At 67.5% G+C, this 22,329-nt stretch carries 23 protein-coding genes; 16 read left to right on the forward strand and 7 right to left on the reverse strand.

What is annotated here, in order from left to right; all coding sequences use genetic code 11:
- Nucleotides 1-41: 41 nt before the first annotated feature.
- From rsgA to aceE, 4 genes are all read left to right on the forward strand, one after another.
- Nucleotides 42-1,097 (forward strand): ribosome small subunit-dependent GTPase A, encoded by a 1,056-nt coding sequence (rsgA, locus tag RKE25_RS03985; protein WP_311840972.1) that lies wholly within the window; start codon nt 42-44, stop codon nt 1,095-1,097.
- Nucleotides 1,098-1,108: 11 nt separating this feature from the next.
- Nucleotides 1,109-2,380 (forward strand): flavohemoglobin expression-modulating QEGLA motif protein, encoded by a 1,272-nt coding sequence (locus RKE25_RS03990; protein WP_311840973.1) that lies wholly within the window; start codon nt 1,109-1,111, stop codon nt 2,378-2,380.
- Between the two features lie 776 nt (nt 2,381-3,156).
- Nucleotides 3,157-5,439 carry an NADP-dependent malic enzyme gene (locus RKE25_RS03995; protein WP_311840974.1) on the forward strand — a complete coding sequence of 761 codons (2,283 nt, stop codon included), beginning with the start codon at nt 3,157-3,159 and terminating at the stop codon, nt 5,437-5,439.
- Nucleotides 5,440-5,683: 244 nt separating this feature from the next.
- A complete protein-coding gene (gene aceE / locus RKE25_RS04000; RefSeq protein WP_311840975.1) occupies nt 5,684-8,377 on the forward strand; it encodes a pyruvate dehydrogenase (acetyl-transferring), homodimeric type in 2,694 nt (897 codons plus the stop codon).
- A gap of 98 nt (nt 8,378-8,475) precedes the next feature.
- On the opposite strand, the gene RKE25_RS04005 is transcribed toward aceE, so the two are convergent.
- The 3 genes from RKE25_RS04005 to RKE25_RS04015 form a co-directional block, all read right to left on the reverse strand.
- The gene (locus RKE25_RS04005) at nt 8,476-8,811 is read right to left on the reverse strand and encodes a hypothetical protein (protein WP_311840976.1); all 336 of its coding nucleotides are present in this window, start codon (nt 8,809-8,811) and stop codon (nt 8,476-8,478) included.
- Nucleotides 8,812-8,921: 110 nt separating this feature from the next.
- Nucleotides 8,922-9,596, reverse strand: a complete 675-nt coding sequence (locus RKE25_RS04010; protein WP_311840977.1) for a glutathione S-transferase — start codon at nt 9,594-9,596, stop codon at nt 8,922-8,924.
- A gap of 106 nt (nt 9,597-9,702) precedes the next feature.
- On the reverse strand, nt 9,703-10,962 hold the full coding sequence (locus tag RKE25_RS04015; RefSeq protein WP_311840978.1) for an MFS transporter: 1,260 nt from the start codon (nt 10,960-10,962) through the stop codon (nt 9,703-9,705).
- A 151-nt stretch (nt 10,963-11,113) separates the two neighbouring features.
- Here RKE25_RS04015 and RKE25_RS04020 point away from each other — a divergent pair, with 151 nt between their 5' ends.
- Entirely contained in the window at nt 11,114-11,416 is a 303-nt protein-coding gene (locus RKE25_RS04020) for a DUF3247 family protein (protein WP_311840979.1), read from the forward strand.
- Nucleotides 11,417-11,459: 43 nt separating this feature from the next.
- Here the strand turns inward: RKE25_RS04020 and RKE25_RS04025 are convergent, their stop codons facing one another.
- The gene (locus tag RKE25_RS04025) at nt 11,460-13,289 is read right to left on the reverse strand and encodes an FAD-binding protein (RefSeq protein WP_311840980.1); all 1,830 of its coding nucleotides are present in this window, start codon (nt 13,287-13,289) and stop codon (nt 11,460-11,462) included.
- 152 nt (nt 13,290-13,441) lie between these two features.
- Here RKE25_RS04025 and RKE25_RS04030 point away from each other — a divergent pair, with 152 nt between their 5' ends.
- The 3 genes from RKE25_RS04030 (at nt 13,442) to RKE25_RS04040 (ending at nt 15,636) form a co-directional block, all read left to right on the forward strand.
- Nucleotides 13,442-14,317, forward strand: coding sequence for a LytTR family DNA-binding domain-containing protein (locus RKE25_RS04030; protein ID WP_311840981.1), 876 nt, complete (start codon nt 13,442-13,444; stop codon nt 14,315-14,317).
- 62 nt (nt 14,318-14,379) lie between these two features.
- The gene (locus RKE25_RS04035) at nt 14,380-15,114 is read left to right on the forward strand and encodes a hypothetical protein (protein WP_311840982.1); all 735 of its coding nucleotides are present in this window, start codon (nt 14,380-14,382) and stop codon (nt 15,112-15,114) included.
- 66 nt (nt 15,115-15,180) lie between these two features.
- Nucleotides 15,181-15,636, forward strand: coding sequence for a DUF6491 family protein (locus tag RKE25_RS04040; protein WP_311840983.1), 456 nt, complete (start codon nt 15,181-15,183; stop codon nt 15,634-15,636).
- 314 nt (nt 15,637-15,950) lie between these two features.
- Here the strand turns inward: RKE25_RS04040 and RKE25_RS04045 are convergent, their stop codons facing one another.
- The 3 genes from RKE25_RS04045 to RKE25_RS04055 all read right to left on the reverse strand — a co-directional run bounded on the left by RKE25_RS04045 (nt 15,951) and on the right by RKE25_RS04055 (nt 17,741).
- The gene (locus tag RKE25_RS04045) at nt 15,951-16,772 is read right to left on the reverse strand and encodes a ferritin-like domain-containing protein (protein ID WP_311840984.1); all 822 of its coding nucleotides are present in this window, start codon (nt 16,770-16,772) and stop codon (nt 15,951-15,953) included.
- Nucleotides 16,773-16,905: 133 nt separating this feature from the next.
- Nucleotides 16,906-17,322: a universal stress protein gene (locus RKE25_RS04050; protein WP_311840985.1), complete on the reverse strand. Its 417-nt coding sequence runs from the start codon at nt 17,320-17,322 to the stop codon at nt 16,906-16,908.
- Between the two features lie 77 nt (nt 17,323-17,399).
- On the reverse strand, nt 17,400-17,741 hold the full coding sequence (locus tag RKE25_RS04055) for a glycine zipper 2TM domain-containing protein (protein ID WP_311840986.1): 342 nt from the start codon (nt 17,739-17,741) through the stop codon (nt 17,400-17,402).
- Between the two features lie 199 nt (nt 17,742-17,940).
- On the opposite strand from RKE25_RS04055, the gene RKE25_RS04060 reads away from it, so the two are divergent.
- The 8 genes from RKE25_RS04060 (at nt 17,941) to RKE25_RS04095 (ending at nt 22,278) form a co-directional block, all read left to right on the forward strand.
- Nucleotides 17,941-18,393, forward strand: a complete 453-nt coding sequence (locus RKE25_RS04060; RefSeq protein ID WP_311840987.1) for a hypothetical protein — start codon at nt 17,941-17,943, stop codon at nt 18,391-18,393.
- Between the two features lie 100 nt (nt 18,394-18,493).
- Nucleotides 18,494-19,048: a peroxiredoxin gene (locus tag RKE25_RS04065; protein ID WP_311840988.1), complete on the forward strand. Its 555-nt coding sequence runs from the start codon at nt 18,494-18,496 to the stop codon at nt 19,046-19,048.
- Nucleotides 19,048-19,524, forward strand: coding sequence for a hypothetical protein (locus RKE25_RS04070; RefSeq protein WP_311840989.1), 477 nt, complete (start codon nt 19,048-19,050; stop codon nt 19,522-19,524). Before RKE25_RS04065 ends, RKE25_RS04070 begins: the two co-directional genes overlap by 1 nt.
- A 78-nt stretch (nt 19,525-19,602) precedes the next feature.
- A complete protein-coding gene (locus tag RKE25_RS04075; protein WP_311840990.1) occupies nt 19,603-20,367 on the forward strand; it encodes a DUF2884 family protein in 765 nt (254 codons plus the stop codon).
- 138 nt (nt 20,368-20,505) lie between these two features.
- Nucleotides 20,506-20,946: a PA2169 family four-helix-bundle protein gene (locus RKE25_RS04080; RefSeq protein WP_311840991.1), complete on the forward strand. Its 441-nt coding sequence runs from the start codon at nt 20,506-20,508 to the stop codon at nt 20,944-20,946.
- Between the two features lie 9 nt (nt 20,947-20,955).
- Nucleotides 20,956-21,522, forward strand: a complete 567-nt coding sequence (locus RKE25_RS04085; protein WP_311840992.1) for a DUF924 family protein — start codon at nt 20,956-20,958, stop codon at nt 21,520-21,522.
- 45 nt (nt 21,523-21,567) lie between these two features.
- A complete protein-coding gene (locus tag RKE25_RS04090) occupies nt 21,568-21,840 on the forward strand; it encodes a DUF2845 domain-containing protein (RefSeq protein ID WP_311840993.1) in 273 nt (90 codons plus the stop codon).
- 120 nt (nt 21,841-21,960) lie between these two features.
- Nucleotides 21,961-22,278 (forward strand): DUF2845 domain-containing protein, encoded by a 318-nt coding sequence (locus RKE25_RS04095; protein ID WP_311840994.1) that lies wholly within the window; start codon nt 21,961-21,963, stop codon nt 22,276-22,278.
- The last annotated feature ends 51 nt before the right edge of the window (nt 22,279-22,329 follow it).

Raw genomic sequence — 22,329 nt, forward strand, 5'->3', positions numbered from 1 at the left:
CTGATTCCGGGCGGGGTGCGGGCAGGGCATAATCGGTCCTCATGACCCAGGCCGAGATCATCGAACGGCTGCGCCGCGTCGGCTGGCGCGGCGACGCCCTGCCCGAAGGCAACCTGCGGCTGGCCCGGGTGGTGGCGCAGCATCGGGCCGGCTACGAGGTACACGACGGCGCCGACCTGTTCGGCGCGCAGCCCGCGGGCCACTTCCTGAAGCGCGGCCTGGACCCCGCTGAACGCCCAGCGGTAGGCGACTTCGTCGAGCTGGAGCCGGGCAGCCCGCCGCACATCGTGAAGGTGTTGCCGCGCCGTTCCGTGCTGTCGCGCGCCGCCGCCGGTGAGCGCTACGAGCGGCAGACCATCGCCACCAATATCGATTACGTGCTGGTCCTGACCGGCCTGGACGGGGACTTCAACCCTGCGCGCATCGAGCGCTATCTGTCGCTCACCGAGGATTCCGGCGCCCAGCCGGTGGTGCTGCTGAGCAAGCTGGACATCCGCAAGGACGCCGATGAACAGGTCGAGGCCCTGCGCGCACGCCTGCCGGCCGGCGTGCCGATCCACGCCATCAACGGCAAGGACGCCGCCAGCGTCGCGGTGCTGGCGCAGTACCTCAAGCCCGGCGACAGCGCGGTGCTGGTGGGTTCGTCCGGCGCAGGCAAGTCCACTTTGACCAACACGTTGCTCGGTTCGCAGCGCATGGCCACCGGCGAGGTCCGTGCGCACGACAGCCGCGGGCGCCACACCACGACGCATCGCGCGCTGCTGCAATTGCCCACCGGCGGTTGCCTGATCGACACGCCGGGCATGCGCGAGCTGAAGCTCACCGGCGACGAAAACCTGGACTTGTTCGCCGACATCGACGAGCTGGCCGAGCGCTGCCGCTTCGCCGACTGCGGCCACGGCAGCGAGCCCGGCTGCGCCGTGCAGGCCGCGTTGGATAGTGGCGAGCTGTCCGCCGAGCGCTGGCGCAACTATCTGAAGCTGCGCGACGAGCGCGAGGAGCAGGCCGCCACGCTGGAGGCCCGCCTGCGCCGGCAGCGCGGCGGCAGGCCATCGACGAAGCCGCATGGACACCGCGGCATGCGCGACCGCGAATGAGGTAAGCCGCCATGAATGCCGCCATCCCGCTCACGCCCGCCTTGCAACGCTATGCCGAGCTGGACCAGCGGCTGCTGGCGGCGGTCAAGGGCATCCGCATCCTGCCCACGGTGGCGTGGCCGGCGACGCTGGAAAACCGCCTGATCACGGCCTTCGCCCAAGGCAACTACAGCCTTCCCGAGGTCGCCTATGCGCGGCCGGATCTCGCCGAGGCGCGCGCGGAACTGGCCGCGATCGAGCGCGAAGCCGGCCATGAGGACCCGATGGGCGAGTACTTGTGCCGCACGGCCGAGTCCTGGCGCATCGCCGCCGAAATGCTCGAGGCGGTAGGCACGGCGGGCTTTACGGCGCCGTCGATCGTGCTGTACGGGCGCCCCGGCGACCCGATCCCGGGCAGCGACCGCAGCAACCTGGACGCGGCACGCTACTTCGTGGAGCTCTCGGACGAACTGGGCTCCGACCTGCTGGCCGACGACGTCGTCTCCGACATGCAGGCCGACGTGTTGCGCGCCGACCTGGCGCGGACGCTGGACGAATTCTTCGGTGCCGACGTCATCCGCGTGGAAGTGGACGACGAACTGACCGCCAAGGCCGCGGCCGGCGCCACGCGCATCCGCCTGCGCGGCGGCACGCACTTCAGCGAGTACGACCGCCACCAGCTGCTGGCGCACGAGGCCTACGTGCACTCGCTGACGGCGCTGAACGGCCGCGCCCAGCCCGTGCTCGCCTCGCTGGCGCGCACGTCTCCGCGGGTCACCGCCACGCAGGAGGGTCTGGCGGTATTCGCCGAGCTGATGTCCGGCGCCATCGACATCGCTCGCCTCAAGCGCATCAGCCTGCGTATCCTGGCCATCGACATGGCGCTCAACGGCGCGGATTTCGTCGAGGTCTACAAGTACTTCGCCAGCTGCGGGCAGAGCCCGTTCGACAGTTTCCACTCGGCCCAGCGGGTGTTCCGCGGCGTGCCGCCGGGCGGTGGCGCGGCCTTCGCCAAGGACAACGTGTACCTGAGCGGCTTGCTGACCGTGCACACCTTCTTCCGCTGGGCATTGAAGCAGCGGCGCATGGACATGCTGCGCCGGCTGTTCGCCGGCAAGCTGGCGCTGCATGACGTGCTCAGCCTGGAGCCGCACTTCGAGTCAGGCGCGATCGTGCCGCCGCGGTGGCTGCCGCCGTGGATGCAGCACGTGCATGGCCTCGCCGGGAAACTTGCCTTCTCGTTGTTCGTCAACCGCATCCACATGGGGCGGGTGCAGGCGGAGAGCCTGTCGCTGAGCCTTTGAGTGTGTGTGGCTTGCGTTGATGAGCTGGCGCTAGGAAGAGTTGGTTTTTGGGCATTGGTATTAGAGGCGTGATCGCGAGCACCCGCCCCTCATCCCGCCTTCTCCCCGGAGGGGAGAAGGAGAAGTGCGGTACCGCGGTAAGCAAAAACAAGAGCGAGCGAAGCGACGCTCCGAGTGGCTCTTGATCTCCCGGGTTCCCTTCGCGGCGGTGAGGGCTGGACGATCAGGCCGCCAAAGGCGGGCGGGGACAGGACGTCCCCGCCTTTTCGATTCGGGCAGGGATGCCCGATCGAAAAGCCCGGCCAGCCCTCAACGCACCCGCAGCAGCGTAGGCTGCGGAGGGCGCGGCGCAGGGGGCCCTTCTTCTTGGTTACTTCTTCTTGGGCAAGCAAGAAGAAGTAACTCGCTCTCCGGCAGGAGAGCGAAACCCTCGCCCCGCGAGGGGCGAGACAAGGCTGGCCGCAAGGCGACAACCGAGCGCTGTCGCCACCGCGTCCCGGCCTGCCCCGCCACGACGAACATGCAAGCTCACCCCCGACAACAAAACCGCATCCTCCAGTTCCCCCACAAACACACCACCCTCCAAACCCCACACCTAATACATTCCGGCTAAACACCCATCACCCACCCATGTCGCGTGGCTTAATGCCGCACGTAAGCTCAAAGCAGCCGCGTGCGTTCTTGCGCATTGCGCAAGGGAACCGTAGCTGTGCGGTGCTACCATCCTGAGATACCGCCTGCGGCGGCACTTAAATCCCCCATCGACTGCGCATCCCATGGCTCTCCCCGAAGAACTTCGACTCGCCGCCCTCGAATATCACCGCCTGCCGCGCCCCGGCAAAATCAAGGTTTCCGCCACCAAGGCCATGGTGACCCAGCGCGACCTGTCGCTGGCCTATTCGCCGGGCGTCGCGTATGCCTGCGAAGCGATCGTCGAGGATGCCCAGGCCGCCAGCGAGATGACCGCGCGCGGCAACCTAGTGGCGGTGATCACCAATGGCACCGCAGTGCTGGGCCTGGGTGACATCGGCCCGCTGGCCGGCAAGCCGGTGATGGAAGGCAAGGGCGTGCTGTTCCAGAAGTTCGCCGGCATCGACGTGTTCGACATCGAGATCGACGAGCGCGACCCGGACAAGCTGGTCGACATCATCGCCAGCCTGGAGCCCACCTTCGGCGGCATCAACCTGGAAGACATCAAGGCGCCGGAGTGCTTCATCGTCGAGCGCAAGCTGCGCGAGCGCATGAAGATCCCGGTGTTCCACGACGACCAGCACGGCACCGCCATCATCGTCGGCGCCGCGGTGGTCAATGCGCTGGAAGTGGTGGGCAAGAAGATCGAGGACGTGAAGCTGGCCACGGCCGGCGCCGGCGCCGCGGGCATCGCCTGCCTGGACATGCTTGTGGCGCTGGGCCTGAAGCCGGAGAACATCCTGGCGTACGACCGCGAAGGCGTGCTGTATACCGGCCGCGACCAGATGGACCCGGACAAGCAGCGCTACGCGCGCGACACCAAGGCGCGCACGCTGGGCGAAATCGTCGAAGGCGCGGACATCTTCCTGGGCCTTTCCGCCGGCGGTGTGCTCAAGCCGGAGATGGTCGCCACCATGGCCAAGCAGCCGATCATCCTGGCGCTGGCCAACCCGAATCCCGAGATCCTGCCGGAGGACGCCAAGAAGGTCCGTCCGGACTGCATCATCGCGACCGGCCGTTCGGACTACCCGAACCAGGTCAACAACGCGCTGTGCTTCCCGTACATCTTCCGCGGCGCGCTGGACGTCGGCGCCACCGGCATCAACGAGGCGATGAAGACCGCCTGCGTGCGCGCCATCGCCCAGATTGCCCGCATGGAAGCCGGCGACCTGGCCGGAGCCTATGGCGGCGACGTGCCGACCTTCGGTCCCGAGTACCTGATTCCGCGCCCATTCGACCCGCGCCTGCTGGTGATGCTGGCGCCGGCGGTGGCGCAGGCGGCGATGGATTCCGGCGTGGCCACGCGCCCCATCCACGACATGGACGCGTACAAGGAGAAGCTCGGCCAGTTCATCTACCGCACCGGCCTGCTGATGAAGCCGGTGTACGAGCGCGCCCGCGCGGACCGCAAGCGCGTGGTCTACGCCGAAGGCGAGGAAGAGACCGTGCTGCGCGCGGTGCAGACGGTGATCGACGAGCGCCTGGCCTTCCCGATCCTGATCGGCCGCCCGAGCGTGATCGAGACGCGCATCCAGCGCCTGGGCCTGCGCATGAAGGCTGGCACGGACTTCGAGCTGACCAACATCGACGACGATCCGCGCTTCAACGATTACTGGCAGCAATACCACGCGCTCACCGAGCGCCGCGGCGTGACGCCGGCGGCGGCGAAGAACCTGCTGCGCTCGCGCCCGACCCTGATCGCCTCGCTGATGGTCGAGCGCGGCGAGGCGGACGCGATGATCTGCGGCCTGGTCGGCCGCTTCCACAAGAAGCTGGGCTACATGCGCAGCGTGTTCGGGCTGGACCCGGGCGTGCAGTGCACCTCGGCCATGACCGGCGTGATCAACGACCAGGGCGCGTGGTTCTTCCTCGATACGCACGTGCAGGTCGACCCCACGGCCGAACAGATCGCCGAAGCCACGCTGCAGGCCAGCTATCGCCTGAAGCTGTTCGGCATCGAACCGAAGGTGGCGCTGCTGTCGCACTCGAACTATGGCAGCCACGACAACCCCAGCGCGGCGAAGATGCGCAAGGTGTACGAACTGCTGAAGTCGCGTCTGCCCAAGCTGGAGATGGACGGCGAGATGCAGGCTGACACCGCGTGGGACGAGGGCCTGCGTACGCGCATGTTCCCGCACACCACGCTGACCGGCCGCGCCAATCTGTTCGTGATGCCCAATCTCGACGCGGCGAACATCACCTACAACATGGTCCGCGTGATGACCGACGGCGTGGCCATCGGCCCGATCCTGATGGGCATCGACAAGCCGGCGCACATCCTGACGCCGGCCTCGACGCCGCGCCGCGTGGTCAACATGACCGCGATCGCGGCGGTGGATGCGCAGATCCGCGGGCAGATGGGGCGCTGAGCGTTTAGCTCTCCTCCTTCCGGGCAGCGGGGATACCCACTGCAGGTCGACAGGGAACCGGCGGGCGACCGCCGGTTCTTTTTTGCCATGTCCAAATCGCCCTGGGCCCCATGCGGCGCCGTATAGACGCCCGTCGAATTGGCGGCCAGACCCCGCCGGAGCTAAACTCGGGCGGTTCCCCGCATCCCCGATGCGCCACCTGCAGCCACGCCGGTTTCCCGGCGTCGCGGAGAGAAGCCTCCCCATGGATCAGCTCGACGACATCCTCCACCAGGACCTCGACCCCACCGAAACCCAGGAATGGGTCGACTCGCTCAATGCGGTCATCAATCACGACGGCACCGAGCGCGCGCATTACCTCCTGGAGAGGATGGTCGACTCGACGCGCCGCGCCGGCGGCTACCTGCCGTTCGATCCGACCACCGAATACGTCAACACCATCCCGCCGAGTCGCGAGGCCAAGAGCCCGGGCGACGCGGCGATCGAATGGCGCATCCGCACCCTGGTTCGCTGGAACGCGATGGCGATGGTGGTGCGCGCCAACCGCAAGCCGGGCGAGCTGGGCGGCCACATCGCCAGCTTCGCGTCCTCGGCCACGCTGTACGACGTGGGCTTCAATCATTTCTGGCGCGCGCCGAGCGCCGACCACCCGGGCGACCTGGTGTTCCACCAGGGCCATTCCAGCCCGGGCATCTATGCGCGCTCCTTCCTCGAAGGTCGCATCGGCGAAGACCAGCTCGACCTGTTCCGCATGGAAGTGGCGGGCAAGGGCCGCGGCCTGTCTTCCTACCCGCATCCCTGGCTGATGCCGGACTACTGGCAGGTGCCTACGGTGTCGATGGGCCTGGGCCCCATCCAGGCGATCTACCAGGCGCAGTTCTGGAAGTATCTGGAGCATCGCGGCCTGATCCCGAAGTCCGACCGCAAGATCTGGTGCTTCATGGGCGACGGCGAGACGGACGAGCCCGAGTCGCTCGGCGCCATCTCCCTGGCCGGCCGCGAAGGCCTGGACAACCTGGTGTTCGTGATCAATTGCAATCTGCAGCGCCTGGACGGTCCGGTGCGGGGCAACGGCAAGATCATCCAGGAGCTGGAAGGCGTGTTCCGTGGCGCCGGCTGGAACGCCATCAAGGTGGTCTGGGGCAGCTATTGGGATCCGCTCCTGGCGCGCGACAAGGACGGCGTGCTGCGCAAGCTGATGATGGAAACCATCGACGGCGAATACCAGGCGTGCAAGGCTTTCGGCGGCGCGTACACGCGCGAGCACTTCTTCGGCAAGTACCCGGAGACGCGCGAGATGGTCGCGAACCTCAGCGACGACGACATCTGGCGCCTCAACCGCGGCGGCCATGATCCGCACAAGGTCTATGCGGCCTACCACGCGGCGGTGAACACCAAGGGCATGCCCACGGTGATCCTGGCCAAGACGGTGAAGGGCTACGGCATGGGCGCGGCCGGCGAGTCGCAGAACCCGACCCACCAGCAGAAGAAGCTGGACGACGAGGCCGTGCGCCACTTCCGTGACCGCTTCAACATTCCGGTGACGGACGACAAGCTCAAGGACGTGCCGTACTACCACCCGGGCAAGGACTCGGAGGAAGTGCAGTACATGCTCGAGCGCCGCCGCGCGCTGGGCGGCGCGCTGCCGCAGCGCCGCCGCACGTCGGACGTGAAGCTGAAGGCGCCGGAGCTGTCCGCTTTCGAGCAGATCACCAAGGGCACCGGCGAGCGCGAGATCTCCACCACGATGGCGCTGGTCCGCGGCATGAACCTGCTGCTGCGCGACAAGCAGATCGGCGAGCGCATCGTGCCGATCGTGGCCGACGAGGCGCGCACCTTCGGCATGGAAGGCATGTTCCGCCAGATCGGCATCTACGCGCCGTTCGGCCAGAAGTACCGTCCGCAGGACGCCGACCAGCTCCTCTATTACCGCGAGGACCAGAAGGGCCAGGTGCTGCAGGAAGGCATTTCCGAAGCCGGCGGCATGGCCGCCTGGATGGCCGCGGCCACCAGTTACAGCATCAGCAACGTGCCGATGCTGCCGTTCTTCATCTACTACTCGATGTTCGGCTTCCAGCGCATTGGCGATCTGGCTTGGGCCGCCGGCGACATGCGCGCGCGCGGCTTCCTGATCGGCGGCACCTCGGGCCGCACCACGCTCAATGGCGAAGGTCTCCAGCACGAGGACGGCAGCTCGCACCTGATGTCCGGCGCGATCCCGAACGTGAAGTCGTACGACCCGACCTTCTCCTACGAAGTGGCGGTCATCATGCAGGACGGTACGCGCCGCATGCTCCAGGAGCAGGAGGACGTGTACTACTACATCACCGTGATGAACGAGAACTACAGCCATCCGGATCTGCCGGCGGGCGTGGAAGAGCACATCATCAAGGGCATGTACCTGTTCAAGGATGCCGGCAAGCCGAAGAAGGGCGAGCCGCGCGTGCAGTTGCTCGGTTCCGGCACGATCCTGCGCGAGGTGATCGCTGCCGCCGAGCTGCTGGAGAAGGACTTCGGCGTCACCGCCGACATCTGGTCGGTGCCGAGCTTCAGCGAAGTGCGCCGCGACGGTTTCGATGCCGAGCGCTGGAACCGCCTGCATCCGGAAGCCGAACAGCGCTTGCCGCACGTGACGGCGCTGCTGCAGGGCCGCCAGGGCCCGGCCATCGCCGCCACCGACTACGTGCGCGAGTTCGCCGACCAGATCCGCGCCTTCATGCCGGACGGCATGCGCTACACGGTGCTGGGCACCGACGGTTTCGGCCGTTCGGATACGCGCGAGCACCTGCGCGGCTTCTTTGAGGTGGACCGCTACTGGATCGCGCATGCGGCGCTGGCCGCGCTGGCGAAGGACGGCAAGGTCAATCCGAAGGACGTCGCCCGCGCCATGAAGGAGTACAAGCTGGATCCGGAAAAGCCGAATCCGCTCACGGTCTGACGTTACCGACGTGGCAAAAAAGAAACCCGCCGAAAGGCGGGTTTCTCGTTTCAGGCCTTATGGACGTCCAGACGTCCGGCGGCGCGTTCCGCGCGGTCTCAATCTTCGTCGTCGCCTCGGAACGCGCGGCGCAGCAGCAGGAAGGCACCGATGGTGCCGGCCACGATGGCCACGGTCGCCACCGGGTGCCGGGTGACCTGGCGGCGCAGGCGGCGGTACTGGTAATTGGCTTCGTCCGCGATGTCCTCCGCAGCATGCGAGAGGCGGCGCGCGTAGTCGTGCTTGTGGCGGCCGAAACGGCGGCGCATGTCGCGGCCACGCTCCATCAGGCTGTCGGTGTGGTCGCCTGCCACGTCGGCGTAGTGGCGGGCGCGCTCGCGAACCTGGTCGCCGATGCCGTTGATGGTGCTTTCGATGTCGCGATTCCGGGCCATGGCGAGTTCTCCTTGAGACAGATCTCAGACCATGCCAGCGCCATCGTGAGCGGTGCGTAAACAGCGCTGTAAAGGTTCAGCTATGACGACCCGTCCTGGTCTGCCGTGCCTCATTCCACCACGCCATAGGGGCCGCCTTGCTCCAGTGCGCGCCGGTAGGCAGGCCGGGCGTGGATGCGCTGGAGAAAGCCCCACAAGCGGGGATACGCGGCCTCGGTCAGGCCGGCGCGGGAAGCGGCGGCTTCGAGCGGGAAGCTCATCTGGATGTCCGCGGCCGTGAACCGGTCGCCGCCGAACCAGGGGGATTCCGCCAGCGCGCCCTCCAGATATTCGAGGTGGGTCTTCAGTTGCGGGTCCACGAACACCCGCTGGGTCTTCGCCGCGATGCTCCGCAACAGCGGGCGGACGAAGAACGGCGCCGGACTCTTCGCCAAGCGGGAGAACACCAGCTTCAGCAGCAGCGGTGGCATGGCCGAGCCCTCGGCGTAATGCAGCCAGTAAGTGCAGCGCAGGCGGTCGCGGGTGCCCGGCGCGGGCAGCAGGCGCCCCTCGCCGTAGCGGTCGGCGAGGTACTCGACGATCGCGCCGGACTCGGCCAGGGTCAGCTCGCCGTCGGTGATCACCGGTGACTTGCCCAACGGATGCACCTGGCGCAGTTCCGGCGGCGCCAGCAAGGTCCGTGGGTCGCGCTCGTAGCGCCTGATCTCGTACGGCAGGCCGAGCTCCTCGAGCAGCCACAGGATGCGCTGGGAGCGGGAGTGGTTGAGATGGTGCACGGTGATCATGGCTTCGCCTTGCTTGATGGAAGGCCGGCTTGGTGGAAGACCGGCGCAGCTCGATGGTCGGCGCGGCCGCAACCGTCATGAGCGGCCAGATCGATATCTGCCGCCGTTACAGCGTATCCGCGGCGGGCTGGCTCAGCTCGTCCGGCTCCGCATGCAGGCGCTGGCGCCGGCGCAGGCTGGGGAACATCCACATCCACAGGCCTACGACGACCAAGGTGCCGATGCCGCCGATCAGGGTGGCGTTGATCGCGCCTGCCCAGGCCGCGAGCAGGCCGGATTCGAACTCGCCGAGCTGGTTGGAGGTATTGATGAAGATCGCGTTCACCGCACTGACGCGGCCGCGCATGTCGTCCGGCGTATCCAGCTGTACCAGCGCACCGCGGATCACCATGCTCACCATGTCGAACGCGCCCAGCGCGAACAGCGCCGCCAACGACAGCCATAGCCGGGTGGACAAGGCGAACACGAGCGTCGCCACGCCGAAACCGGCCACCGAAGCGAACATGAGGGTGCCGACGCGACGCTCCATGTTGTGCCGTGCCAGCCACAGCGACATCAGCAGCGCGCCTACCGCCGGCGCGGCGCGCAGCAGGCCCAGGCCCCAGGGGCCAGTGTGCAGCACGTCCTTGGCGAAGATCGGCAGCAGGGCCGTGGCGCCGCCGAGCAGCACGGCGAACAGGTCCAGCGAGATCACGCCCAGCACGTCCGGCCGTGCGCGGATGAAATGCACGCCGGCGAACAGCGTCTTGAGGGTGGCCGGCTCGCGTTTCGGTTGCGCTTGTTCGTAGCGAAGCCGGCTCATCAGAACCACCGAGCCGAGATAGAGCAGAGCGCACACCGTGTACACCACGCCCGGACCGGCGACATAAAGCAGGCCGCCGAGCGCCGGGCCCATGATCATCGCCGCCTGGCCGGCGGAGGCGTTCACTGCCATCGCGCGCCCCAGGATCTCCGGGGGCACCAACGCCGGCAGCATGGATTGCATGGCTGGAAACTCGAAGGCCTTCGCCACGCCGATGACGAACACCAGCGCGAGGATGCCGGTCTCGTGCGCGGCGTGGAACAGGCTCAATGCGGCGAGCACCCCGATGGCCAGGAGATCCACGATCTGGCCGAGCAGCACAATACGGCGCCGTTCGAACTGGTCGGCCACGTGCCCGGCGGGCAAGGCCAGCAGCACCGATGGAAAGAACTGCACCAGGCCGATCAGGCCGAGATCGAGCGCGCGCCCGGTGATCTCATAGATCTGCCAGCCCACGGCGACCGAGAGCATTTGGAAACCGAAGCCGGAGGCGATGCGCGCGAACCAGAACTGGACGAAGGCGGGATGCTGCCGCAGCTGCGCGGCCGTGCTCGAGGTCGACATGGCGGTCCTTCTCGGGGAGCGCGCATTATCCGGTGCCGCGCAGGCCCGGCAACACGCAGACGTGCTTTACGCCGCCATGCCTCCGATTTGACCCGGTATTGCCGCCGCATTGGCTAGCGTGTCGACGGGTTCTACCGTGGAGAAATGCCGCATGGGCCGATCCGCCGAACACGTGTATACGGACTCGAACGCCATCCAGGCCCTCGAGGCGCTGGTGCGCGAATTGCCCACCAATGGCCACGTGCGCCTGCTGCTGAAGGACGGCGCCACCTGCGAGGGCATCATCGTGGAGCGCCCGAACGTGCAGCTCTACCAGAACGCCGAGGCGCAGGAGGGCATCAACGGCGAGGTCCGCCTGGAGCGTCCGGACAGGCCGGACTGGCACCGCTGGGTCTGGCTGGACGATATCGCTCGCGTCGAGCACCTGGATTCCACCATGGGGAGCGAGTGCTAGAGCGCGTGGCGATCGGCTTCTCCCCGGCGCCGTCCAAGAGCACCTAGGCCCGGCGCGTGAATCCGTCCTCGCTCCATGCTTCGCTGCCCACCCCGTGGCGTACGAAGAACAGCCCCTCCGGGTCATAGCGGCGCTTGGCCGCCGCCAGCCGCGGATAGTTGGAGCCCCAGAAGCGCTGCTGCCAATCGCGCAGGAAGTAGTCGCTCTCCGAGACATACGAACCCGCATCCGGCGCGACCTTCAGCAGGGCCTGCATGGCTTGGTCGATCTTCTGCGCCTGCCGGCGCGCCCCGGCCAGGTCCGGGCTGCGCCCCGGCAGGCCGGCGAACGCCGGCTCGCCGCCATCGGCACAGATCGCCAGCGCAAAGGCTTCGAGCAGGTCCGGGTTCGTCGCCGTATCGCGCGCCCGTTCGATCGCGTCGGCTGGCGCTCCTGCGAGACCCTTGTTGAAATGCAGCGCATAGTCGAAGTGCTGCGAAGCCGCGAACAGGGCACCGGCGAGCGCGTCTTGCCGCGCTGGTTGCAGAAGCGCGGCCGGCATCCAGGCCGACTGGTAGGCATGGATGAACCAGCCCACCTGGTCGTGATCGCCGCGCCAGATCATATGGTGCGCCGGAGTACCGGGCCGATCATCCGAAACGATGTACTGCGGCGCATGCTCGCGAAAGTACGCCGCGTCCCAGAAATGGCGGGCAGGCAAGGCGATGGTCTGGATCGGCTCGGCGAGGCTGTATTCGGGGCGTGCCTTGATCCAGGCGAGGAAGGGTGCCCAAGTCTGCTGTGCCTGTTCCTGCGTAAGGCCTTGGAACACCATCGACAGCTTCAGCGTGTCGCCGTCGCGGAAGGCCACCTGCTCGCCCCAGTGCGGGTTGAACAGCGCTTCGCGGTAGAACGACACGAACTGGCCGATCAATGCGCGGAACGCTTCGCGCGAAGCAGCCTTGATGCGCCCCATCACCGCGCCGAAGAACTCCGGCAGGTCGAAGGTGCGCAAGGTCAGCCGCGTCACCATGCCCAGGCTGCCGCCACCGCCCCCTTTGATGCCCCAGAACAGTTCCGGGTCTTTATAGGCGTTTACCACGCGCACCTTGCCGTCGGCGGTGACGACTTCCGCCTCCAGCAGGTTACCGGCCGCGCTGCCGAAGCCTTTGGAGAAGCTGCCGAAGCCGCCGCTCTGAACCAGCCCGGCCACGCCGACGGTGGCGCAGCCGCCGCCTTGCACGTACCGCCGGGCCTGGGTGGTGACCGCGTGATAGGCGTCGATCCACATCGCGCCGGCCTGCACGCTCACCGCCGGCACCGGCTGCGCACGCGCCTCGCCTCCGCGGGGCACGAAGGCGTCGTGGAGGGTGATCTGGTTCATGTGGCGAGTCCACACCAAAAGCGAGTCCGGCGCCTCCGAGGTGCCCTGGTAGCTGTGGCCGCCGCCCTTCACCACCAGGCGCAGGCGATGCTGGCGGGCGAAGTCGACCGCGGCCGCCACGTCGGCCGGGCTTTCGGCGGCCACCGCGTAAGCGCTGGGTTGGGATACCCAGGCATCGGCCCAGCCGCTGGTCTGGGTAAGGGCCGGGTCGTCGCCGAGGGCGAACGGGTTGTCCAGCAGGCGCACGGCCTCGTCGCAGGCCGCCGAAGGACATGCGGCGAACGGCGAACGCGGTTGCAGCAGGCGGCCACCCACCTGCCGCCGTAATTCGTCCCACCGCGCCGGCGCCGGCCAACCGGGCTGGCCGGGGCGGACGCGGTGAAACGTCCGCAGCCCGGCGAGCGCGCTGTTCGCGCCGGCTGGCGTCCCCGCGACGGCGGCACCGGCGCGCCACGCCAATGGCAGCAGCGGGAGGGCGAGAGAGGCTTTGAGCAGGTCGCGGCGTTTCATGGGTAGAGGCTCGTGGAAGGCGCGCGGCGCCGGATGCCCCGCATGCTGTGCCGCTTCCGGCACGCATCCCAGCGCCAGGTGACTGATCGCGGGGTGCCAGGGACGGATGGCGGACCGCCGGGACGAGCCGCGGCCCCCGTAGAATGCCGGCCATGCAAACCCGGCCCGGCCTCGACTACCAGGACTTCCAGCGTTGGCGCCGGCCGCTCGGAACGGCGTTCTGGGTACTGGTCACCCTGCTCAACACAGTGTTCAACAGCATCGTGGCGCGGATGGACAACCCGCGCATCCCGGCTTGGGAACCGTGGACCTGGGAATGGAGCAGCGGCCTGCTGACCTTGGTACTGATCCCCGCCGTACTGGCGGTGGAGTGGCGCTGGCCGTTCCGGCTCGACAGCTGGCGCGCCAGTCTGCCCTGGCACCTGCTGGCCAGCGTGCCGTTCAGCCTGCTCCACGTGGGCGGCATGGTCGCCCTGCGCAAGCTGGCTTATGCGGCGTTAGGCGAGCACTACCGCTTCGGCGCTTGGTGGCCGAACTTCGGCTACGAGTATCTCAAGGACGTGCGCAGCTATTTCCTGATCATCGCCCTGGTCAGCCTGTCCCGGCTGTGGCTGATGCGCTGGCAGGGCGAGGCACGCCTGCTGGCCGAGCCCGACGAAGGCCCGCCGGTGGAACCGGTGGAAAGGCCCGAGCGCTTCCTGGTGCGCAAGCTGGGCAAGGAGTTCCTGATCAATGCCAGCGAAATCGAGTGGCTGCAGGCGTCGGGCAACTACGTGAACCTGCACGTGCGCGGCCGCGACTATCCGCTGCGCAGCACCATGGCCGGTATCGAGGAACGCCTGGACACGCGCCGCTTCGTGCGGGTGCATCGCAGCTACGTGGTGAACCTCGACTACCTGGCCGAGATCGAGCCGCTCGACGCCGGCGAAGCGCGCCTGCGGATGCGCGACGGCGTGGTAGTGCCATGCAGCCGGCGCTACCGCGCGCAACTGCGCGAGCGTTTCGGCGAAGTGCCGGCCGGCGCCTGAGCGGTTGCGCGGCCCCGCCGCCCGTTCCACTCTTAGGCGCCTTTCCCGCACGGATACCGCCGATGAACCTGCCGCGCCTTCGTCCCGCCGCCCTGGCCGCTCTCTTCGTTCTCGCCGGCTGTTCCCAGTCGGGCGACCAGGCGGGAGCGCCGGCCCAGGCGCCCGCCCAGGCCCAGGCCGACGAGGCTGCCACCAAGCTGGACACCTATCGCCAGCTCCTGCGCATCCACAACGACGAGATGGCGACCTCGATGGGCAAGGAGATCGTCAGCCGCTATCCGGACAGCGCGGCTGCCAAGGAAGTGCAGCAGACGCTGCCGGAGATCGAGAAACGCTGGAAGGAAACCAGCGAGAAGAACCGGCTGCAGGGCCTGTGGCTGTACCAGGTATCGCCGATGGCCGGCGGCACGCAGTCCACCGCCACCATCTACAGCAGCCAGCCTTCCGGCAATGATCGCGTGCGCCTGGTGCTGCGCCGGCATACCGAGTGGGGCCAGAACGCCTTCCTCTATGCCAGCGGCGAGCACGGCTTCGTGTGCAAGGGCAACTGCACGCTCAAGACCGTGGTGGACGGCAAGGACACCGGCATCAAGGCCTTCGCGCCCAGCACCGGCGAGCCGGCGCTGATGATCCGCGACGACAAGGCTTTCATCGCGATGCTGCAGAAGGCGAAGAAAATCTCTATCGACGTCACCATGCAGGACGGCGAGAAGAAGCTCACGCTGGTGTACGAGGTGGGCGGCTTCGATCCCGACAAATGGCAGCCGGTGGGCAAGGGCAACGCCAAGAAGAAGTAAGGCGCCGTGCACCGCGAACGGCGATGCGCGTTCCGATGCGGGTCTCCCCTCCACGGAGGACATGCCATGTTCGCCAAGCGTCTTTACCTCGCCGCCATCGCTTCCTTGGCCGTGGCGGCCTGTTCCAGCGTGCCTTATGCCGAGCGCGTGAGCGCACGCCAGGCCGCCTACGCCGCCGCCGCCAAGGAGCCGGTGCGCAGTTTCCGTTTCTTCGAGCTCTACTCCTGGGAGCCGCTCGGCCGTAGCCAACTGGCGATCTACACGCGGCCCAGCGAGGCCTACCTGGTCACCGTGATGGGTCCGTGCCCGGACCTGGAATTCACCAACACCATCGGGCTCACGTCCAATTTGAACGAGGTGCAGGTGCGCTTCGACCGCGTGCTGACCGGCAGGGGCGACATCCCTTGCACGATCGGCGAGATACGCCCGGTGGACCTGGCCAAGCTCAAGTCGGTGGAGCATGAGCAGCGCAAGATCCAGGCCGCAGACCGGCCGGCCGATGCCGGCAAGCCCGCGCCGTGAACGAGCCGCAGATTTTCTGTCCACAGTGCGCCTGGCGTCCGCTAGGCGACAGCCGTTGGGAGTGCTCGCCAGGCATGGGCGGCTGCGGCACGGTGTGGAACACGTTCTGGACCGGCGGCGTCTGCCCCGGTTGCAGCTATCGCTGGCAAATCACGGCCTGTCTTGCGTGCCGGCAGTTTTCGCCGCACGAAGATTGGTACCACTGGCCTGAAGGCGAGACGAAAGAGCGCGAGCGGGAGCTGGAAGCCGGGCGCCGCTGAGCAGGCCCGTTTTATCGTCGTTCCGGCGCAGGCCGGGGTGACGTTTCAGCGGGATCAGTTGAGGAACAGCTTCTCCGCCATCTTCGCCAGCGGTTTTTCCACCATGTCCTGCAGCCGCGGCGGCAGGTCCAGCGGCTTGAGCAGCATCTTCACCGTCATCTCGGCGGGAATGTTGCGGCGGAGCAGCGCCTGCGCGCGCCCGGTGATGCGCTTGAACTCCGCCGGGTTGTCCTTGTGCTGCGGGTAGCACTGGTTGAAGACATGGCGCAGCGCGATGTCGCTGTCTTCGCTCTTGATCTCGTTGACGCGCCGCAGGATCGCGCGGAACACCTTGTAGCGGCCGAAGCCTTCCTTTTCGCGGTACAGCCGGAAGTGCTGGTAGAAGTGCTTGAAGTGGCGCACTTCGTCGCTCTTGATGTGGTTGGTCAGCTGCTTGAGCACCGGCTCGTCGGTGATGTCGTTGAGCGCGCGGTAGAGGCTGGCGGTGCCGGTCTCCACCACGCAGCGCGCGGCCAGCTCCAGGCCGCGGCTGGGCTCGAGCTCGTCGGCGGTGCACACCGCGCCGTACTCGTCCCAGAAGGATTTGAAGCCGCGCTCCCAGTCGAATTCCGGCCACACCTTCCGCACGTAGGCGGCCAGGGCGCGGCCGTGCTGCAGTTCCTCGTGCTCCCAGTGCTGGCTGAGCCAGGTCTGCAAGGTTTCGTCGCCGGCGAAGTGATCGACCAGGTTATGGGTGTACAGGTCGGAGCCGCTCTCCACGAAGGAGGCGCTGCACAGCAGGAAGAAGAGGTCTTCGTTGTGGCGGACGCGGTCGAGCTCGATGCGGTCCAGGTCCAGGCTTTCCAAGGTCCAGGGCAAGGAGGTGTTGTAGCTCACGCGGCATTTCCTGTGCGGGCCTGGCCATCCGCTGCGGGGCACGCGCGCCGGCCTGGCATGACTGTTATATGACAACAGCATACGACGAGACCGGGCCGGGTGATTAATCCCAGCCCACTCGGCCTGCCGCGGCTCAGCGCACCACGGTCACCGGCACGTGCGAGCGCGCCAGCACGTCGCTCGACACCGAGCCCAGCAGCCAGCGAGCCAGGGCGCCGCGCTCGGTATGGCCGATGACGATATGGTCGATGCGGTGCTGGCGCACCTCTTCCAGCAGGACATCGCCCGGGCTGCCCGGCATCACCTCCACATCGAACAAACTTTCGGCCTCCGGTTCGATATCGCGCAGTTCGGCCAGAAGCTCGCCGGCGCGGCGCGCGCCGGAGTCGGCCATGACGAGAGCGCAGGTATCGGCGGCGCCCTCGATCAGCTTCACCGCGGTGACCACGCGCACGCGCCCGCCGCAGGCGCGCGCGAGGGCGATAGCGAAACGGAAGGCGCGCTGCGACGACGCGGAACCGTCATAGCCGACCAGCGAATAAGCGAGCATCGCTCCCCCTTTGGCCTGTGGCCGGAACGTCGGTCAGCGCATGGGTGCACGTCGAGCCGAGGTCTTGCCGGAAACGATCAGTAGGCAACCTCGCGGCAGCGACGTTCCACGTGCGTGTGCTTGGCCTGCTGGTTCTCCTGGATCTTCTTGCCCGCATAACCGCCGCCGACGGCGCCGGCGACCGTCGCCAAGGTGCGGCCCTTGCCGCCGCCGACCTGGTTGCCGAGCAGGCCGCCCGCGGCACCGCCGACGAGCATGCCGGTGATCTGGTTCTTGTCCTTGGGCTGGTCCTGCACGGTGACGTTTTCGCAGACGGTACGCGTGCGGTGATGGGTGGTGCCGGAGGTCTGGGCGAACAGCGGATGGCCCGCGAACAGCAGGCACGTCAGGCCAAAGGCGAGTGCGGTCCGGGTTTTCATGGCGGCTCCCTTATCCGTGTCGGTGGCGACAAGTCTGCGCGTGCCTTTGTTAGCGGCACATCAAAACCCTCGCCGTTCTTGCACGCTGCTATCACGGGGATTGCCCAAATCTGAATGCCCCGCCCGGTTTTTCCGGCGCGTTCAGCAAGCGCGCCTACCATGATTCCGGGCACTGACCCTACCGATGAAGGAGAACGACATGATCAAGCGTTCGATGGGAATGATGGCGCTGGTGCTGGCGATGGCGGGCGGCATGGCCGCCACGGGAAGCGCGCGGGCCGCCGATGCGAACGTGGACTGCAAGATGCGGTTCAATCTTTCCGGCTGGTCGATCATCTACAAGCACGCCGAAGGTACCGGCACCGTCACGTGCGACAACGGCCAGAAGGCCAACGTCAAGATCAACGTCGAAGGCGGCGGCCTGACCGCCGGCAAGTACCGCATCGACAATGGCAAGGGCGACATCAGCCATGTGCGTTCGATCGACGATGTCTTCGGTGATTACGTGCAGGCGGGCGCCGAAGCAGGCGTGGTCAAGAGCGGCCAGGCGCAGGTGCTGACCAAGGGCACCACGTCGCTTGCATTGGCGGGCACGGGCGAAGGCGTCAACCTTGGCGTGTCGGTGGGCAAGTTCACCATTTCCCGCCCGTAAGCGGCGATGGTCGCTGGTCTCGGAAGGGCGCCCCTGGGCGCCCTTCTTCTTGCCGGTGCGCGTACACTCCGCCTGTTTCCCCTTCCCCCGGAGTGCCGTCATGCGCCGTAACTTTCTGCTGTTCGCGCTGCTTCTTGTCGTCGGGCTGATCGCCCCGGCGTTTGCCGCCGACACGCCTTCGGCGTTGCCGGAAGTGGGGCAGGCCGCCCCCGATTTCCGCCTGCAGGACCAGAACGGCAAATGGCACACGCCGGCCGATTTCCGTGGCCACTGGCTGGTGCTGTATTTCTATCCGAAAGATTTCACCCCGGGCTGCACCACCCAGGTGTGCACGTTCCGCGACGACGTCGCCAAGCTGCGCCAGGCCGGCGCCATGGTGGTCGGCGTCAGCCTGGACGACGTGAAGTCGCATGCCGATTTCGCCGCCAAGTACCACGTGCCGTTCCCGCTGCTCGCTGACAGCGACCAGAAGGTGGCCGCTGCCTATGGCGTTCTCACTTCCAAGATGGGCATGCATTACGCGAAGCGCACCACCTTCCTGATCGATCCGGACGGCAAGGTGGCGAAGGTCTACCAGGACGTGGACCCGGAAAAGAATTCCGCCCAGGTGCAATCGGATCTCTCGACCCTGTCGTCGTCCAAGGGTTCGTCCTGATGCTGTTGAAGGTGCGTTCCGGCGCGGCGGGTTCTGCCCGGGCGTTCGCCGCATGGCCGGTGGCCGTATGGCTGCTGCTGCTGTTGGCCGCATACGGCGGCGTGCAATACCTGCGATTCGGGTTCTACGGCTATCTCGCCGCGTCGCTGGCCGTGATCGTGGTCTGCGCCGGCTGCGCGCTGCGACAGGAATGGGCACGCCCCACCATGCAGGCGGTGGCGGTGCTGCTGGCCTGTTGGGCGGCTTATGCCGGCGTGCAGATGTGGCTGGACCGCGACCGCTTCGAACTGGCGCGGCAAGCGGCCTTGGCCAACCCGCAGGTGGGCGAGGTGGGGGTGATGATGGTCGAGCGCGCCCGCCGCATGTACCAGCTGGTGATGGGTATCCGCGTGGTGGCCGTGCCGGTACTGCTGTGGCTGGCCTGGACGCTCGGCCGGCCGGCGGTCGCCGCCCAGTTCCACAAACGCCGCCACTGAGCCCGCGGAAGCCCGGGTTCAGCCCGGGTTGTCCGCAAGGGCGCTATCGCTGCGCTTCCCTGTTTCCGGTCAAGCCGCATGCATCGCCGTCATTCCCTTCCCCTGCTGCTGGTCGCCGCATCGCTGAGCTTCGCCAGCGCCGGCCTGCGCGCGCAGGACCTGGCTACCACGTGCCAGGCCAGCAGCAGCTACGACCTGACGCTGCAGCCTTCGCAGCTGCTGTTCGACCGCCCCCAGCCGGCGCCTTTCCACGTGGAGCTGCACGACGGCAACCTGCGTACCGACGGCACGCCGGTCGCGCTGAAGGCCGAGGACCAGGACCGCCTGGCCCTGTTCGAACGCGAACTGCGGGCGCTCGCGCCCCGCGCCAAGGCGGTGGCCCGCCATGGCGCGGACATGCTGGCGCAGGCCGTACGCGCCGAGGCGGGCAACCTGGGACTGGGCGCGGACACCATGACGGAGCTTAATCGGCGCCTGGACGCCCGCGTGGCGGAACTGAAGCAGCGCATCGACGCCAGCAACAGCACCCGCGACTGGCAGGGCGACCTGGCCGAGCAGTACGCCAACCAGGTGGCCGGCGACCTGCTCCCGGTACTGGCCGGCGACCTGGGACAGCAGGCGATCCAGGCCGCGATGAGCGGCGACATGCAGGCTGCCGCCAGCCTGCGCGACCGCGCCTCGGACCTCGCCACGCAACTGCGGCCGCGGCTGGAGCGGCGCATGCAGGCCCTGCGCCCGGAGATCCAGGCTTTGTGTCCCTCCATTCGCCAACTGGCCGAATTGCAGCAAGGGGTGCGCGGCGGGGGCGGACAAGCTTTGAACCTTGTGCAGATCGCGCAGTGACGACAGCGAACCGTAGCTGAGCGGATGGCGGGCGCCGCGCGGGAATTAATGCTTCGCTAAGACGCTGGGCCCGAGCATATCCACACGTTTCCCTACCGCTCCACCTGCAGCTGTTCGAACCGCCCGGAGGCGGTCGCCGTGTCGCATCTCGACCAAACGCTGTTCAATGCCCTGATCCGCCGCGGCATCGACGATCGCGGGCTGCATCGCCGGGCACTCGAGCGGGTGCGCGATCCGGCCCTGCAGATTCTGCTGTTCGAAAACCTGGAGACGCTCGATTCGCTGATCGGGGATCTTCAGGCGCAGGTGCGGGCGGACGGCGGCACGCCGGCCGAACGGGGCACGCTGGCCGGATCGCTGCGCACCTTGGCTGCCGACGTGTCCACGCGCTTCGCCGGGCACCGCGATGCCGCCTGGGTACAATGCCTGGCGCGGCACGAATGCGGTCTCCTGCATAGTTTCGAACGGCGCGTGCAACGCACGGGCCGCCGCACCGAGGCCGGCCTGAACCGGCAGCTCGACCGGCTCTACGGCATGCACCGGGACATGCATTGCCTGGCCGGTACCACCCACGGTTGAGCGATATCCATGTCCAACGCGCAGGAAGTGCTGGATTTCTGGTTCGACCCCACCCACGAGGCTTTCTGGTTCGAGCGCGACGACGCGTTCGATGCCGCCATCCGCGCGCGCTTCGGCGCGCTGCACGAGCGCGCTGCGCGCGGTGAGCTCGACGCCTGGGCCGCGCAGCCGCAGGGCTGGCTCGCGCTGCTGATTGTGCTGGACCAGTTCAGCCGCAATCTCTATCGCGGCGACCGGCGCGCGTTCGACTGCGATGCCCGCGCGCAGCAGCTCGCCCTGCATGGCCTCGACCAGGGTTTCGACCAGGCATTGCCGCCGCACTGGCGGGCTTTCGCATATCTCCCGCTGGAACACGCGGAGGACGCGTCCCTGCAGGAGCGCTGCCTCGATCTGTTCGGCAAGCTGCACCTCGCGCACCCCGATGTGCCGCTCTACGCCAACTACGTCGATTACGCCCGGCGCCATGGTGCCGTAATCGAGCGCTTCGGCCGTTTCCCGCATCGCAATACCGTGCTGGGTAGGACTTCCACGCCTGAAGAGGCGCATTATCTCGCCCAGCCCGGCTCGGGCTTCTGAGCATCACCGCACCGCACCGCACCGACCCCAGGAAAGGAGTCTCCCATGCGCCGCCTACTGTTATCCGCTCTCCTGCTCGCCAGCGTCGCCGCCCACGCCTCCAGCACGATGCGCGTCGGCAGCCAGGTGCTCAGCGTCGGCGAAAGCGCCTCGCGCGCCATCCAGTTGCTCGGCGAACCGTCGTTCAAGGAACCCATCGAGAGCGAACACGGCGGATATGTCGGCGAGCGCTGGCAGTACCAGCGCGAGGACGGGCGCATCGCCACGATCACCATCGTGGGCGGCAAGGTCGGCTCCATCGAGGAACAGCGCCGCTGACGTACATGCCGCGGCGGCGCGATCCTACGCGTCGCCACGGCGTCCGCCGCTGCCGTCGTTCGCCCGCCGGCGTCTAACTTTCTTCCTTCAAGTGCGCTGGCACATCGAAAGGAGAAAGCGATGCGGATCTGGACCAGCCTGGCGCTATGCGCATTGCTGTCGGCGCCGGCACAAGCGGATACGCTGCGCGTCGGCAGCCGGGTGCTCGCCACCGGCGATACCGCGGCACAGGTGATCGAACTGCTCGGCCAGCCCGTGCACCGCGCGGCGGCGAAGCAAGAAGGCGCCCGGACCAAGGGCAAGCGCCGTGGCAAGGCCGACCGCCGTCGCCAGCCCGGCAAGGCCGAAACGGATGCGGGCGAGCGCTGGCAATACCGGCGTGGCGCCCGTACCGTCACGATCGTTCTGGTGCAGGGCCGGGTAGCCCGCATCGAATGACGTGGACGGTGCCGGATGCCATGGTCGCGGGCGGCAGGCCATGCCACAGAC

Source organism: Dyella sp. BiH032 (assembly GCF_031954525.1).
Taxonomy (GTDB): Bacteria; Pseudomonadota; Gammaproteobacteria; order Xanthomonadales; family Rhodanobacteraceae; genus Dyella_D.

Coding starts and splice junctions, on each gene's coding strand:
- rsgA (WP_311840972.1), top strand. CDS start 42: ATGACCCAGGCCGAGATCATCGAACGGCTGCGCCGCGTCGGCTGGCGC.
- RKE25_RS03990 (WP_311840973.1), top strand. CDS start 1,109: ATGAATGCCGCCATCCCGCTCACGCCCGCCTTGCAACGCTATGCCGAG.
- RKE25_RS03995 (WP_311840974.1), top strand. CDS start 3,157: ATGGCTCTCCCCGAAGAACTTCGACTCGCCGCCCTCGAATATCACCGC.
- aceE (WP_311840975.1), top strand. CDS start 5,684: ATGGATCAGCTCGACGACATCCTCCACCAGGACCTCGACCCCACCGAA.
- RKE25_RS04005 (WP_311840976.1), bottom strand. CDS start 8,811: ATGGCCCGGAATCGCGACATCGAAAGCACCATCAACGGCATCGGCGAC.
- RKE25_RS04010 (WP_311840977.1), bottom strand. CDS start 9,596: ATGATCACCGTGCACCATCTCAACCACTCCCGCTCCCAGCGCATCCTG.
- RKE25_RS04015 (WP_311840978.1), bottom strand. CDS start 10,962: ATGTCGACCTCGAGCACGGCCGCGCAGCTGCGGCAGCATCCCGCCTTC.
- RKE25_RS04020 (WP_311840979.1), top strand. CDS start 11,114: ATGGGCCGATCCGCCGAACACGTGTATACGGACTCGAACGCCATCCAG.
- RKE25_RS04025 (WP_311840980.1), bottom strand. CDS start 13,289: ATGAAACGCCGCGACCTGCTCAAAGCCTCTCTCGCCCTCCCGCTGCTG.
- RKE25_RS04030 (WP_311840981.1), top strand. CDS start 13,442: ATGCAAACCCGGCCCGGCCTCGACTACCAGGACTTCCAGCGTTGGCGC.
- RKE25_RS04035 (WP_311840982.1), top strand. CDS start 14,380: ATGAACCTGCCGCGCCTTCGTCCCGCCGCCCTGGCCGCTCTCTTCGTT.
- RKE25_RS04040 (WP_311840983.1), top strand. CDS start 15,181: ATGTTCGCCAAGCGTCTTTACCTCGCCGCCATCGCTTCCTTGGCCGTG.
- RKE25_RS04050 (WP_311840985.1), bottom strand. CDS start 17,322: ATGCTCGCTTATTCGCTGGTCGGCTATGACGGTTCCGCGTCGTCGCAG.
- RKE25_RS04055 (WP_311840986.1), bottom strand. CDS start 17,741: ATGAAAACCCGGACCGCACTCGCCTTTGGCCTGACGTGCCTGCTGTTC.
- RKE25_RS04060 (WP_311840987.1), top strand. CDS start 17,941: ATGATCAAGCGTTCGATGGGAATGATGGCGCTGGTGCTGGCGATGGCG.
- RKE25_RS04065 (WP_311840988.1), top strand. CDS start 18,494: ATGCGCCGTAACTTTCTGCTGTTCGCGCTGCTTCTTGTCGTCGGGCTG.
- RKE25_RS04070 (WP_311840989.1), top strand. CDS start 19,048: ATGCTGTTGAAGGTGCGTTCCGGCGCGGCGGGTTCTGCCCGGGCGTTC.
- RKE25_RS04075 (WP_311840990.1), top strand. CDS start 19,603: ATGCATCGCCGTCATTCCCTTCCCCTGCTGCTGGTCGCCGCATCGCTG.
- RKE25_RS04085 (WP_311840992.1), top strand. CDS start 20,956: ATGTCCAACGCGCAGGAAGTGCTGGATTTCTGGTTCGACCCCACCCAC.
- RKE25_RS04090 (WP_311840993.1), top strand. CDS start 21,568: ATGCGCCGCCTACTGTTATCCGCTCTCCTGCTCGCCAGCGTCGCCGCC.
- RKE25_RS04095 (WP_311840994.1), top strand. CDS start 21,961: ATGCGGATCTGGACCAGCCTGGCGCTATGCGCATTGCTGTCGGCGCCG.